The sequence below is a fragment of the Hyphomicrobium sp. genome (assembly GCF_019744875.1).
In the GTDB taxonomy this organism is placed as follows: domain Bacteria; phylum Pseudomonadota; class Alphaproteobacteria; order Rhizobiales; family Hyphomicrobiaceae; genus Hyphomicrobium_C.
Genome location: NZ_JAIETU010000004.1, coordinates 1 through 13,192 on the forward strand (window position 1 = coordinate 1; position 13,192 = coordinate 13,192).

Annotated in this window: 12 protein-coding genes and 1 tRNA gene; 9 read left to right on the forward strand and 4 right to left on the reverse strand. The window is 62.1% G+C overall.

Annotated features, from left to right (window positions below; all coding sequences use genetic code 11):
- From K2Y42_RS09275 to K2Y42_RS09310, 8 genes are all read left to right on the forward strand, one after another.
- Positions 1-1,014, forward strand: a 1,014-nt coding sequence (locus K2Y42_RS09275; protein WP_291151461.1) for a hypothetical protein, incomplete at its 5' end; no start/stop codon positions are given.
- Positions 1,014-2,720 carry a hypothetical protein gene (locus K2Y42_RS09280; protein WP_291151464.1) on the forward strand — a complete coding sequence of 569 codons (1,707 nt, stop codon included), beginning with the start codon at positions 1,014-1,016 and terminating at the stop codon, positions 2,718-2,720. The genes K2Y42_RS09275 and K2Y42_RS09280, both read left to right, overlap by 1 nt.
- A 903-nt stretch (positions 2,721-3,623) precedes the next feature.
- Positions 3,624-4,352 (forward strand): hypothetical protein, encoded by a 729-nt coding sequence (locus tag K2Y42_RS09285; protein ID WP_291151467.1) that lies wholly within the window; start codon positions 3,624-3,626, stop codon positions 4,350-4,352.
- Positions 4,353-4,355: 3 nt separating this feature from the next.
- Positions 4,356-4,664, forward strand: coding sequence for a hypothetical protein (locus K2Y42_RS09290; protein WP_291151470.1), 309 nt, complete (start codon positions 4,356-4,358; stop codon positions 4,662-4,664).
- Positions 4,661-5,059, forward strand: a complete 399-nt coding sequence (locus K2Y42_RS09295; protein ID WP_291151472.1) for a hypothetical protein — start codon at positions 4,661-4,663, stop codon at positions 5,057-5,059. The genes K2Y42_RS09290 and K2Y42_RS09295 overlap by 4 nt, the downstream gene beginning before the upstream one ends.
- 278 nt (positions 5,060-5,337) lie before the next feature.
- Positions 5,338-6,030: a M15 family metallopeptidase gene (locus K2Y42_RS09300; protein WP_291151475.1), complete on the forward strand. Its 693-nt coding sequence runs from the start codon at positions 5,338-5,340 to the stop codon at positions 6,028-6,030.
- 135 nt (positions 6,031-6,165) lie between these two features.
- Entirely contained in the window at positions 6,166-6,474 is a 309-nt protein-coding gene (locus K2Y42_RS09305) for a hypothetical protein (RefSeq protein WP_291151478.1), read from the forward strand.
- 40 nt (positions 6,475-6,514) lie between these two features.
- Positions 6,515-6,796 carry a hypothetical protein gene (locus K2Y42_RS09310; RefSeq protein ID WP_291151481.1) on the forward strand — a complete coding sequence of 94 codons (282 nt, stop codon included), beginning with the start codon at positions 6,515-6,517 and terminating at the stop codon, positions 6,794-6,796.
- 344 nt (positions 6,797-7,140) lie between these two features.
- Here K2Y42_RS09310 and K2Y42_RS09315 read toward each other — a convergent pair whose 3' ends face one another.
- The 3 genes from K2Y42_RS09315 to K2Y42_RS09325 all read right to left on the reverse strand — a co-directional run bounded on the left by K2Y42_RS09315 (position 7,141) and on the right by K2Y42_RS09325 (position 8,476).
- Complete coding sequence (locus K2Y42_RS09315; protein WP_291151483.1) at positions 7,141-7,626, reverse strand: hypothetical protein; 486 nt, start codon at positions 7,624-7,626, stop codon at positions 7,141-7,143.
- A gap of 6 nt (positions 7,627-7,632) precedes the next feature.
- A complete protein-coding gene (locus K2Y42_RS09320) occupies positions 7,633-7,842 on the reverse strand; it encodes a hypothetical protein (protein ID WP_291151486.1) in 210 nt (69 codons plus the stop codon).
- Positions 7,843-8,227: 385 nt separating this feature from the next.
- Positions 8,228-8,476 carry a hypothetical protein gene (locus K2Y42_RS09325; protein ID WP_291151489.1) on the reverse strand — a complete coding sequence of 83 codons (249 nt, stop codon included), beginning with the start codon at positions 8,474-8,476 and terminating at the stop codon, positions 8,228-8,230.
- A 202-nt stretch (positions 8,477-8,678) separates the two neighbouring features.
- On the opposite strand from K2Y42_RS09325, the gene K2Y42_RS09330 reads away from it, so the two are divergent.
- Positions 8,679-8,753, forward strand: a tRNA-Lys gene (locus tag K2Y42_RS09330).
- 183 nt (positions 8,754-8,936) lie between these two features.
- Here K2Y42_RS09330 and K2Y42_RS09335 read toward each other — a convergent pair.
- Positions 8,937-12,998, reverse strand: coding sequence for a Pls/PosA family non-ribosomal peptide synthetase (locus K2Y42_RS09335; RefSeq protein ID WP_291151492.1), 4,062 nt, complete (start codon positions 12,996-12,998; stop codon positions 8,937-8,939).
- Positions 12,999-13,192: the final 194 nt, after the last annotated feature.

Below are 13,192 nucleotides of genomic sequence, written 5' to 3' on the forward strand. Positions count from 1 at the left end.
CGTCGGTGGGACGAGTACCAGCGAACCCGCGAGCCGACCGAAGCTGAAAAGCTCGAGATGGACTACAAGCGCGCGCAGGCGGAAAAGCTGCGGCGAGACGCGGCGGAAGCCGGCACAACTTACGGCAAGTCGGGATCCATCTTTCAAGGTCCGGACAGCAAGTTCTATAGCATCCAGTTTGGTGGTGACGGCAGCAGGGTCATCCTGCCTCTCGAGGTGCCTGGACAGGGGCAGGCGTCGAGCGGCTCAGGGCCCGCGCAACCTCAGGCGCCTATGCCTCAAGAAGGCGCGGGTCGTTTTGCGGCGCCAGGCATGTCCGCCGCACAGCCGCCGCCCATGCCTCTTACGCCGTCGCGCGGCGTCGATGTGGTAGGCGATCAAATGTACGACAAGGCAACAGGCGCTCCTATCCGAGATGTAGGAGGAAATATCGCGCAAGCTGAGCGTCAGAAGACCTTGGGGGAGGGGCAGGCCAAGGGGCAGCTGGGACTCCCGAAGGCGAAAACGGCGCTTGCCGACTACGAGATCAAGAGCCGCCTCGTGAATGATGAAATCGACCGCGCGATCTCTCAAGCGGGGCCGTGGACCACTGGCTTCGTCGGCAACGTCGCCAGCTACGTCGCTGGAACGCCAGCGCACGACCTTTCAAAGACCCTTGTCGGCATTCAGTCAAACCTTGGGTTCGATACACTCCAGCAGATGCGCGAGAACTCTCCAACTGGCGGTGCACTCGGCTCGGTCACGGAACGCGAAATCGAGCTTCTGCAGTCGACGTGGGGCTCTCTCATGCAGTCCCAGAGCGAATCGCAGTTCCGCTATAACCTAAATCGGCTCAAAGAGATCAAGCGGGAATACGCCGTTCTAAAGCGGCAGGCGTATAATGATGACGTCGCGCGCTTCGGTGAGGGTAACGTGCCGAATCCGAATGGCACATCGGCTAGCCCGGCGCACGCCGGGGACGGCTGGACTGAAATCAACGGCGTTCGTATCAGAGAGAAGATGGAGCAGCGCTGATGCCCGTTTTCGAGCTTCAGGACCCGGCGTCCGGAAAGACGTTCGAGGTCGAGGCCCCGGATGTCCAGGCGGCCGTTGGAGCGTTCAAGCAATTCAGCGGCCCGAAGCAGCAAGACCCCATGTCGTGGGGCCAGGCGGCTGGCACAGCCGTTTCTAACATTCCGGCCAGCGCTCAGCGGTTCGGTGAATCGATCTGGCATGCGGTGACGAACCCGGTTGAAACGGTGAGCAACATTGCCGAGGTGGGGTACGGCGCTGGTTCGAAAGCCGTCGGAGCGGCCGCCGATGCTGTCGGTATCGACATGGACCAAGAAGCCAAGGCGAACCGTGAGGCCAAATTCAACGCTGTAAAAGACTTCTTTGCGGAACGTTACGGCGGCGAGGAGAATATCAAGCGCACCCTCGCGGAAGATCCGGTTGGCATGGCCGCGGATCTCGGCACCATCCTATCGGGCGGCACCGCAGTGGCGTCACGCATCCCTGGTGTGGCTTCGGCAGCATCAAAGGCAGGCCGGATCGCCGACACAGCGGTTAGCGCAACCGGCAGGCTCGAACAACCACTGCGGGCCGCTGGAAGCAAATCCGCTGCCATCGCGCGCGGCGTTTTGAACCCTGTCGAAGGCGCAATCAACGCGACGAAATTTGCCGGGAGGAATGTCGTCGCTCCGATCATTGGCACTATGACCGGCGCCGGTACCGAATCCGTCCGCGCTGCGGGCCAGGCAGGCGCTCAGGGAAACCGCGCGTTCCTTGAGAACATGCGCGGCCAAGCCGGTATCAACGACACCATTGATATGGCCCAATCCGCCATGGGTCAGATCCGCAAAGAGCGCTCTGACGCCTACAAGGCGGGCATGGAGACCGTAAAGGCGAGCGACGCTCCGGTCAGTTACGCGCCGATCATGAAGTCGCTCTCGGAGGCTCATAAGAAAGCCTACTACCGCGACGTGCCGATCGATGACGTGGCAGCGAAGACGCTGGACGAGATCCAAGGCAAGATCAATCAGTTCCGGGAGATTGAAAAGGCGTCCCCCGCGGACGTCTCATACCGGTCCGCAGAGGCGCTCGACGCCCTGAAGCAAGCCGTTGGCGAGATCCGGCAGCGGACAATGCCCAACACGAAGGCGCGCAGCGTTGCCGACGGCATTTACAACACGATCAAATCTGAGATTACCCGGCAGGTTCCTGAGTACGCCAAGACTATGAAGGCGTACTCGCAGGCGTCGGATCAGATCAATGATCTCTCCAAGACCTTCTCATTGGGCGAGCGCGCCGCGCCAGACACGACGGCGCGTAAGCTCCAGTCGGTCATGCGCAACAACGTCAACACCAACTACGGCCGACGCACTCGGCTGATGGAAGAGTTGGCGCGCTACGAGCCTGATCTACCGGCTTCTCTAGCCGGTCAAGCGATGAGCAGCCCGACGCCGCGCGGCCTCCAAAGCCTGGCGGCCGTAGGCACTGGCCTCACTGGCCTCGGTGGCGCGACTGGCGTGGCAGCGGTCAATCCTATGTCGCTTGCTGCGCTGCCATTCATGTCGCCTCGCTTGATGGGCGAGGCAGCGTATGCCACCGGTACGGCCGGCCGCATGCTTGAATCTCTCTCGCGCAAAACGGGCCTCAGCAAAGAAGCGCTTGCACAGATCCTGCTAGGCGCTCGCGGCGCTGGTGAACTCAGTTCTGCATCTGAATTGAGCGGCGAGTAGCTCGGTAATCCCGCGCAGCATCACGCCTACAAAGGCGGCATACTCGCTGTTTGCCATTCCAATGAGTGTTCGCCTCGTCGAACAGATGACCCCGCTTACAGTGCGTCAGGGCCTTCAATCGTTCGCCGTTCGCCTTTCCACCCCTTGAGAGACCGGATAAGTCCATTTTGTGCTCTGGCGACAGAACGGCTGACGCAGGCCACCCCATGTCTATCCGCCTCGTGATTGTGTTGTGGTGCACACCGGTCAACCTGGACCACTCTGCCACAGTGTGCGTCACGCCATCCGAGGTGAAAGACCGATTGCAGCGCCGGTTATTTTGCTGAGTACGACGGCTAGCCCAAATGCAGTTCGACGTTGAGTATGGCCCGTCGTTGTTACGACGTTCAATGGTGTAGCCGTCAGGCGGGTCTCCCATGTCGGCATGAAAGGCGGAGAACGTTCGCCATTCCGGCGCCAGTGTGATCCCGCGTCCGCCGTAGTGACAAAAGAAACGGGACTTCGGGTTCTCGCATCGCTGAACAATGCCGCACCATATTGAGTAACAGCGGCTCCTGCTCTTCCCGTGCTTCGTCGTGGCTTCACGCAACCTGCCTGATCGAGCGCTTGATAGCTCGGAATGAAGGCAACCGCAGGAGCGGGTTGCGCCGCTGCGAAGATGGTCAGCCCTGACCTCCTTTTTTGATCCGCAACTGCACATGCAAACAGCGTATCGGCCTCGCATGCCGATGACAGTTAGCCGCGTGAACACATCACCTTTTTGCATTGCGCGCCTCCATGTGGCCGTAGCATGCAATGGAATTGGAGGACGGTCAATTGTCTTTTAATGGTTCCGGGACGTTTCAGCGCGTCCACTCTTGGACTGCAGACCGCTCCAACGGCATCAAGGTGCGCTCAGATCGAATGGACGCCGAAGACGACGGCTTCGCCGCGGGTCTCTCCAACTGCATTGCTCGCGACGGGCAGTCCACGATTACCGCCGACATTCCATTCAACAACAAGAAGATCACGGCGCTGGCCGACGCCACGGGAGATACGCACGCGCTCAACCGACAAACGGCGGATGGGCGCTATTCGCGCAACGCAAACGATCTCCCCAACGAGACGGCTTTCGCCACTGATGACGAGATCTCGTTCTGGGACGCGTCCGCGGGCGCCAACAAGGCGATGGCCTATTCGGCGCTGCGCGCACTGCTCGGTTTCCCGACAGGGACTAAGATGCTGTTTCAGCAGACAGCGGCGCCGACGGGCTGGACCAAAGACACCACCCACAACAACAAGGCGCTTCGCATCGTAAACGGCACGGCATCGACCGGTGGCACCACGGCATTCACGACCGTGTTCGGAGACCGCACGCTGACGCAGGCCAACCTTCCGAGCTACACGTTGCCGAACACGCTCGGGCACAACATCGCACTGTCCGGGGACACTACGTTAATCCGGCGCAGCGGTGGCAATACGATTGGTGGCCCTGGCAGCGGCGGCGGATTGTCCGACATCTTGCGCGCAACGGACACCACAACGCTCGGCATCACAGGTGGGATTACCGGATCTGTTACTTCCGGCGGCTCAGGCACAGCGCTTGATTTCGCCGTGCAGTATGTCGACGTCATCATCGCCACGAAGGACTAGCGCATGCTCCCAGATGAAAAGGTGATGTGCCACCACACGGGGTTCGAGAAGTCGTGCTTCGACATGGTGACGCGGTGCAAGTGCAGGAAGTGGGTTCAGGTCCACGGAGCGAACCCACAGACTGGCGACATCGTGAGCAGGTGGGAGTGCGTAGACGCGCTGATGCCGATGCTGATGATTGAGAATTCGCAACAGCAGCGGCAGACCGGCGCCGCGGTGGAATCGTTCCGCAACGAGATGGTGAGGGCAAACGAGGTCGCCGGGCTCATCGACGCGCCCCGGCGCCAGGCTCTCGTCGAGGGTGCGCGGTGAAGGTCTCCATCCAGCACGACATGGCGGAAGACGAGTTCGCCAAGCGCTTTGGCGGGTTGGCGGCGGCCGGCTACGACGAGGCCCACGCGGCGCTACTTCGCGCTCAGGGCATCAAGCCGGTCAGCGTGGAGACGGTGTACGGCACGAGTGTGCCTCAAGTGCCGGCCGTCGTTGAAACGCAGGCTGTCGTCCCCTATTCGCCGCCGGCGGAGCCGACCGATCTTGCCCCACTGTACGGCCTGCTGGTGCAAATGGCTGACATGCTGACAGAGACGCGCGAACGCCTCGAGGCGCGGATCGTCGATCAGGAAAAGGTCAACCAATTTTTGGTGACGAAACTCGAAGTGATCGAGCAGATCGACATCACCCTCTTGGACGAACGAAAGGCGGGCTGAGCCATGATGTTGCCGGGCGCTGTCGGCGCGGGCTCATCATGTCGCTCTACTTCGGTGGAATGTCGCGCTGAACGTACTTCTGGCAGGTCCACCGCACGAGTTTCATGTCGTCGGGCATGAACGTCTTCACGGCGGCAGCGTAGCGTTCGCATTCTGGGACCGAACGGAATTCTTCAGTCCGAGTCCGCTCCTGACCGTCTAGGAGCACCGTCAAAATGAGCGTCGCGCCAAAATCCATATCGCAATCACTCCTTGATGATTCAGGCGAGAGAAAGACCATGATCCTGAACGAACGATCGCTCAAGAACCTCGAAGGTGTCCATGCCGATCTCGTGCGCGTTGTGCACCGGGCGGCGGAGATCTGCTCTGTGCCATTCGTCGTGACGGAGGGCCTTCGCAACCTCAAGCGCCAGAAGGAGCTCAAGGCGGCCGGCAAGAGCTGGACGCTCGACAGTAGGCATTTGACTGGCCATGCCGTCGACGTCGTGGACGCAAACGACTTCAAATACGACATCCCGGATCTGACCAAGATCGCCGCTGCGATGAAGCAGGCGTCACGAGAGCTCGATATCCCGATTGTCTGGGGTGGGGATTGGAAACAGCGGGACACGCCGCACTTCGAGCTCGACAGGAAGGTCTACCCGGCGAGCGGCATCAGCCTGACGGCGAAGGCTACGGAAATCGCGTCCAAGGTCATCACCTCCAGGCCGGTTCTGACGGTGGCCACTGGTGGTACGGCCGCGAAGGTGGCCTCGGCACCGGCCTCCACACCAGTTCCAGACCCGGCTCCTGCCGTCGCACTGCCGAGCCCGCCCGATACCTCGTGGCTCACCGGCTGGAAGGGTACTGGAACCACCCTCGCCGACATCGGAAGCTGGGCCTGGGCCAACCCGCTCATCACGCTCGGCCTCGCTGCGTGGATCCTCGCAGCCATGTACCTCGTGCCCAAGATCACGAGGAAGGCGACATGATCAATCTAGGCCTCGACAAGCTCATCCTCCCGGCGCTCATCGGCGGCGGGGTGCTCATCTTCCTCGGTATCTTTGCGTATGACCAACGCCAGCGCGGCGCCGAGAAGGCAGTCGCAAAGATCGAAAGGAAAGACAATGCCGCGGCTCAACACATTCGCAAGGCTGACGCTCTGTCTCGCGCTGCCCAGCCTGGGCGGGTGCGCGGGCTGGTTCGAGACCCAAACTCCGTCTCTGAGTGACGGCAAGGCGGTGAGCGAGCTTCTGAAGCCGGTCCCGGTTTACGACAAGGCTCCGTGCTGGATGCAGAAGGAATGGAGCGCCGACAACACCCGCAAGGAAGCGGCCGGCGGGGGCAAGAAGGTGTTTGCACCACCGTGCGTGTACGACAAAAAAGAAGCTCCGAAACCAGTGCCCGCGTCAGAACCCGACCAGAAAACCTCGTGAGGTAAACTCATGCTCGCGCGCACCCCAGGGGCGGATATCCATGAACACACGACGCCCGAACCAAGACCCGACGCATCGGAACGATTGGCAGCAGTCGTGGATTTCCTTGCAAGGCCAGGCGCAATTCCTGCTCGGCAACCTGTCGGGGAGAGTGGACGGCCTAGAGCGGAGGGTGACGGTGCTGGAAGACAGAAAGCCCCGATGGTGGCACGGCCTTCCGTGGGTCCAACTGCTGGGCATGTTGGTGCTGACAGTGCTCGGTCTCACCGGAGCCATCAGCCCGTCAGAAACCAAAGAGTACGCGCAACATATTCTCCGGTGATGCGGGTGGGCTGGGCTCTCGTCACGCTGATTTGCGTGGTCGGGATTGTTCGTGTGATCGTGGCTTAATCTGTTCTGTTCCCTTCCTGCGGGATTAAGAGGGGGCTACCTTATTCGACGTGCTAAGGCGATGCAGATTCTCGACCAGGGCATTGCACTGCCGGACCGCTTGGTCGCGCTCTGCCCGTAAGGTTTCAATCTCTTCTTCTGCCCACGCTATAGCCGCTGCGTCTCTGTCAGAGCGAGCGTTTTTGCGGGCGCACGTCAGGGCGAAAATCCTGTCGTCGTCTTGCTCGTTGTAGGGCGAGATGTCCATTGCCGTCCCTCTTCCTGAGGGATTATCTTTCATACGTCGTCAACGGTCAGGAAGTTACGTCCTCGCTCTCGGTAGTCCCCAGTTCCTCCGCACCATGCGCAATCGATCTCTCCGCCCGAGGCGCGGTCGCCAAACGTTCCAGCGCCCTCGCAATGCGGGCAGAGTTTAACACCCAAATCCGAGACTGGCGCGCGGAGCGCCGCACGTATGGGGGCGCCACCCTTTTCAAAGTGCCACCGTATTTCGTCCAACGTGGGGCCCATCATCGACGGATCGAAGTTCGCATCCGCGTATCTAGCCAGCAATTCGCGAACGAAGGTGACATCCGCTTCGAGCGCCGCAATGCGTGATGCGGCCGCTCGTTCAAGCTCAGACGGCGTATTTTCCCAATAGGTAACGTCCTGGCCGGCAGAGAACCAACTCACCCGATTGAGCGATAGGCGTTCCGTCGGCGTTGCTGCGTCCCACGCGGCCCGAAGTTCCTCCGCGCGTTGTTCTGAAATCTCAGTCGCCATCTCTCCTCACCCTTTCCTTAGGCTGTCATCGGCTAGTTCCGCGACAAGCTTTGCGTGCTCGTCATCGCTGCACGAGTAGACCAAATCACAGTCGGATAGCTTGGCCTCGCCGGGCGGCCACCCGCACCATGACAAGCGGTCTTCCTCCGGCTTGACGCAGCGGACAACCCACTTCTCGCCGGTCGGCTTGTGCAGGACATGGTCGCCTGTTCGCATCTCGTCGTCTCCTATGTAGTCGTCTGTTCCCTTCCTGCGGGGTTATGACGGTCAGAAATCTAGTTGAAGAACTTCGGCAGTTGTCGTCGGTCCGACTTCGCGCGTCACCCACTCGATAGCTTCGCGCTGTTCGGCCTTGGTTAGCGTCCCCAGCAGCAACTTGCGCGCCCGGTGTATGAGTGGCGATGCGGTGTGGTCTCGCCAGAGGAGGCCATAGGCCATTTGCGCTGCCGTTGGTTCGCGCGCTCCACAGATGTCGCACGTCTCGCCCTGGGGGAGGTGGCATTCGCCACAAGGCGGTTTTCCCTTTCGTGCGTCTTTCGGTATTTCGATCAGTGGCATCCTTCCCTCTTTTCCTTGTCCTGTGTGTTGAACCGCTACTGGGCTATCTCAATCCCATTTTGGGTCTGCTGAAGTCGCGCCGCGGCATGTCCGGCCACATGTGCTCAACCGGATTGGGCCTGGTCCAACCGTTATCATCGATAATGGCTTGCGCGTCCTGAGCGCGGCAAAAGCGGATAGCCTTGTTGTGATCCTTCGCCCACCCGCACACGCCGTCTTCATCGTCTAGACGGCACCAGTACATCGGACGGCCGCCATCCTGCATCTCAATCAGCCACGCTCGTTCGTCCATGTTTGTCGTCCTTTCCTGTTGAACCGGGGTTACGCACCTACCGCACGCACGACGGGGATCGGCACGTCACAGACTGTCGGTGATTCTTGTTGGGACTCTCGGCAACCGGCTCACGTTTCGTTCCGTCCGGTTCTGTCCATGTTCCACACCCCTTGCCACCCCTGCAAAACCCCTGTAAGCACCGGCCTCCCATGACGATTTCGGGCCGGTAGCTCAGCGGTAGAGCACGTGACTTTTAATCATGGGGTCGAGGGTTCGACTCCCTCCCGGCTCACCAAACTTTGCCAACATTGTCAGTGTGTTGCTTTTCAAGGTCTCCTTGATTGCGCACGCTTTCGATGGGTTGGCGGCGCTTTCCGCTAAATGGAATGTATTTCAAAGCGTTATGTGCGCGCGGAAGCCTGGGATGCCGGCTTCCGCTCTTCAGGCTGTGCTTTCCGCACGGTGCCTCTCGCCGGTGCTAGGCGGCCAGCGGCTCGGCGAGCTGGACGTGGGGCGTGTCCAGGTCGACGAAGCCGGGTCTGAAAACGCGCTCGCACGGAATTCCATGCCAGGACGTGCGCGAGGGCAAAATCTCGCCCTTGAGAAGGACCGAGAGCGGACCCAGCACCGATTCCCGCTGCATCTCTGTGCCATAGAGCACCACGGCCATGTTGCCGACCGTGCAGCCGTCCCCGATCTTGAGGCGATCGGCCTTGAAAATGCGATCCTCGAACAGATGCGTCTGAACGGTGGCGCCGAGATTGAGGCACACGTTGTCGCCGATCTCGACGAGATCGAACTCGGAAAACAGCGTGGTGTCGATGAAGCACCACTTGCCGATCTTGCAGCCCATCATGCGCAGGCATGGCGCGATCAGCGGCGTGCCCATGAGCGGCTGCATGGCGGCCGCTGCAATGGTCTCGTACACCCCGTTGACGAGCTCGTTGTGCCAAACGTATCGCGACCACAGCGGCTTCACGACCGGACCGTGCGTGCCGGTCAGGAGCGCTTTGATCACGGCGGTGACGAGAATAGCGGCAAAGGCGAGTGAAACCGCGACAGCCGGCATGAGGGCCAGCACCTGCCACAGCGGCATCGTGCGCGAACCGGCAACGACGAACGCGACGAACGCCACGATGCAGGCGACTGCGATCACGCTCGGCAGCAGGACACGCATTGCGTCCGTCAGCGCCCGCTCCAACCGCGCAAGAAGGCTCGGCTTGAAGGTCTCGGTCTCCGCGAAGCAGCTATCATTCTGCGTTTTGGGCAGGGCAAAGCTCGGCGAGCCGAGCCAGCGCGTGCCGTTCGGCACGACGGGGGTGTCTGCCGGCGGTGTCGAGGAGACGCCGATCAGCACGTCGTCGCCGATGGTGTGGCCGCCCGTGACCACGGCGCTGTTGCCGATGAACGTGCGCGAGCCGATCTTGACCGCGCCGATCTCGAGCCTGTCGTTGTGAATGCGTTCGCCGCCGACGAGGCAGGAGTCGGCCAGGAAGCTCGAGTCGCCGATTTCGAGCACGTCCGGGCAGACATGCGACACCGTCGAGATCTCGACGCCCTTGCCGATCTTCGCACCGAACGCGCGCAGCAGGCTGGGCAGGTAGATCGTCGCGTACACCGGCATCAGCAGCGTCTTGGTGTTCTCGAGCAGGTACGCCGAGAACCAGTGCCGAAGGTACTTGAAGCTGTAGATCGACATCGTGCCGGCGCTGAGCGGACCGATCAGGCGCTTGAGCATGATCGCGCCGCGGATGTACACGAATATTCCGAGCGGGATCGACGCGAACGCCGCCGCGACGCCCCACCACGGGCCGCCCAGGTACAAGGCGCCGAGAACCAGCGCGATGGAGGGCAGCGACGTCATGAGCAGGAAGTAGCCCATGGCGTAGATGAGGGCGAGGTGCAGGAGGCCGTAGTAGACACGAACGAGCTTGTGGCCGGTGCGGCGCACCGTCGAGGCGTTCTTCAGGTCGCGCGTGCGTTCAGGCACGGGAACGGTTGCCGGCAGCGCGGGAATGCCGCGCCGGGCGTCGCCCTCGGGCATCTCGATGCCGTCGGGAAGGAGGGACATGTCGTCGAGGCGCGCGCCGTCGCCCATGCGCGATCTAAGGCCGAGCGCGCACTGCATGCCGACGAAGCAATCGCTGCCGATGGTGACCGGTGCGATCACGAGATAGCCGTCTTCGACGCGATAGCCGAGGATCTGGGTCTCGACGCCGACGCTCGAGTTGTCGCCGATGGTCACCATGTCCCACGCGCTGGATAGTTGCGTGGAAATCGTGACGTCGCGGCCGATCCTTGCGCCCATCGCGCGCCAGTAGAGGCTCATGAGCGGCGTGCCCTTGAACATCTCGGCCCAGGCGAGAGCCTGGAAGCGGTTGGCGATCCACCAGCGCAGGTAATAGAAGCCCCACACCGGATAGCGGCCTTCCTTGTACCGGCCGATCACGATCCATTTCACAGCGATGCTGAGCAGCAGCAGGAACGGCCAGGCGAGAAAGCCAACGACCGTCGAGAGCTGTGCGGCGACCGTCCAGTGCATCTTGCCGTCGACAACGGCCGTGATGACGAGTGCGACGTACGTGAGGGGCAGCGCGAGAATGGCATAGTAGCTCGCGGCGAAGACCGCCTGCAGCGTGGCCGTGGTCCAGCGCACCAGCGGATGCACGTCCGCGTTCGCGCTTTCGGCCGCGCGGGTCTCGCGGGCTTCGTCTTCGGCGAAGAGGGCTGCGTCCGCCCCGTGGTCCGAGGATTCGGATAGGTGAGCGGCGAGGCCGCGGACGGTCCGGTGTTCGTAGATGTCGCGCACCGAAAGGGATATCGATCCGGTGGTTTCGCGCGTGCGCGCCACGGTCTGGGCCGCGAGCAGCGAATGGCCGCCGAGGTCGAAGAAGAAGTCGGCTTCGACGGAGATCTCGGGGATGCCGAATGCGCGCTGCCAGGCGTCTGCAACGCGCCGCTCGAGGTCGTTCGCCGGGGCGACGGCCGCGCCGGTGTCGATCAGAAGCTTCTGCGGCGCGGGCAGCGCGTTGCGGTCGATCTTGCCGCTCGACATCATCGGCAGCGCGTCCGTCACGTCGAGATACTGCGGCAGCATGTAGGCCGGCATCCGCTCGCGCATCAGCGCGGCGAGCTCGTTGCGATCGAAGGTTTCGCTGCCGTTCTCGGTGACGACGTAGGCGGCGAGCTCCTTGAGGTCGCGCGTGTTGACGACGGTAACGGCCGCGGCCTTGATGGCGGGATGCGACAGCAGGACCGCTTCGATCTCGCTCAGCTCGATGCGGAAACCGCGGATCTTGATCTGGTCGTCAAGGCGTCCGAGAAAATAGAGCTCGCCCGTGTCGGAGAGTTGGACATGGTCGAACGTGCGATAGAGGGTTTCGCTCGCGTCGGTCGGATTGGGAATGAAGCGCTGGGCCGTCAGCTCGGGCAGGTTCATGTACCCGCGCGCGACGCCCGCGCCGCCGATGTACAGCTCGCCCGTCTCTCCCGCCGCGACGGGATTGAGGTTCTCGTCGAGCACATGGGTGGTGTATCCGGGGAGGGCAAAACCGATGGAGACCGGCTGGCCGGGTGTGCACTCGCTCCAGGTCGCAACGACGGTGGCTTCCGTCGGGCCATAGGTGTTGAGCATGCGCCGTTCGGGAGTGGCCCAGCGGGCTACCAGCTCGGCCGAGCAGGCTTCACCGCCGAGGACAAGCGTCCGCACCGTGGGGAGATCGCGATCGATCATCGCCAGCATCGTGGGCACGGTGGAGAAGTACGTTATTTCCTGCTCGTCGATGAAGTGGGCCGCGTCGGACGGCGAACGCAGAATCTCCTCGGTGGGGACGACGAGCGTACCGCCGAGCGAAAACGCGGCCCAGATCTCTTCGACCGAGGCGTCGAACGCCGTCGAGAAGCCCTGATAGACGCGGTCGTCCGGCGTGATCTTGTAGACGGTCTTGAGGGTGCGCACGAACGCGGCGGCGTTGCGATGCTCGATCATCACGCCCTTGGGCCGTCCGGTGGAGCCAGACGTGTAGATCACGTAGCAGAGGTCGGTGGGATCGATCGCGCGCGAAAGCAACGGCTGCGTCACGGGCGAGCGCGAGATCGCCGGGTGGTCGCGGTCGAGGTTGACGATGGCGGTGTCGATGGCGCCGTCGACTGCGCTGAACAGCGCATGTTCCGTCACGAAAGCCTTGGCGGCCGAGTCCTCGAGGATCGCGCGGATGCGCTCCAGCGGAAACCTCGGATCGATCGGCACGTAGGCCGCGCCTGCTTTGAGGATGCCGAGCATCGCCGCATAGAGGCGGTGGGACTTGTTGAGGTAGAGCGCCACGAGGTCGCCCGGGCGCACGCCGCGCGAGATCAGGCCGTGCGCAATCTGGTTCGCGTAGGCATCGAGCTCGGCATACGTGATGATGTCGTCGGAGAACTCGACCGCCGGCTTGTCCGGATGCAGCGCGACCTGTGCTTCAAAATAGAGATGAAGGAGGCGCAGAGCTGGCGTCTCGTAGGATCGCCGCGTTTGCGTTCCCTGGCCCGTATTGAGCATTTGCGTGCGCCTCGATGACGAGGCGAGGCACAAATCGATCCCGTTGCTGGAGTCGGTGTTCGACCACAGCTTGCAAAGGCTTCGATTGTCAGGATCGGCTAGGCCGCGGCCCGCATTTCGGACGTCCCGAAAGAACGATGTCGCAAACTCAGACGGTCTACCTCGCTTCGATTTCTAGTTTTGAGGAGACGGTC

Excerpts from the sequence above, each read along its gene's own strand:
- K2Y42_RS09280 (WP_291151464.1), top strand. The coding sequence starts at position 1,014 with ATGCCCGTTTTCGAGCTTCAGGACCCGGCGTCCGGAAAGACGTTCGAG.
- K2Y42_RS09285 (WP_291151467.1), top strand. The coding sequence starts at position 3,624 with ATGGACGCCGAAGACGACGGCTTCGCCGCGGGTCTCTCCAACTGCATT.
- K2Y42_RS09290 (WP_291151470.1), top strand. The coding sequence starts at position 4,356 with ATGCTCCCAGATGAAAAGGTGATGTGCCACCACACGGGGTTCGAGAAG.
- K2Y42_RS09300 (WP_291151475.1), top strand. The coding sequence starts at position 5,338 with ATGATCCTGAACGAACGATCGCTCAAGAACCTCGAAGGTGTCCATGCC.
- K2Y42_RS09305 (WP_291151478.1), top strand. The coding sequence starts at position 6,166 with ATGCCGCGGCTCAACACATTCGCAAGGCTGACGCTCTGTCTCGCGCTG.
- K2Y42_RS09310 (WP_291151481.1), top strand. The coding sequence starts at position 6,515 with ATGAACACACGACGCCCGAACCAAGACCCGACGCATCGGAACGATTGG.
- K2Y42_RS09315 (WP_291151483.1), bottom strand. The coding sequence starts at position 7,626 with ATGGCGACTGAGATTTCAGAACAACGCGCGGAGGAACTTCGGGCCGCG.
- K2Y42_RS09320 (WP_291151486.1), bottom strand. The coding sequence starts at position 7,842 with ATGCGAACAGGCGACCATGTCCTGCACAAGCCGACCGGCGAGAAGTGG.
- K2Y42_RS09325 (WP_291151489.1), bottom strand. The coding sequence starts at position 8,476 with ATGGACGAACGAGCGTGGCTGATTGAGATGCAGGATGGCGGCCGTCCG.
- K2Y42_RS09335 (WP_291151492.1), bottom strand. The coding sequence starts at position 12,998 with ATGCTCAATACGGGCCAGGGAACGCAAACGCGGCGATCCTACGAGACG.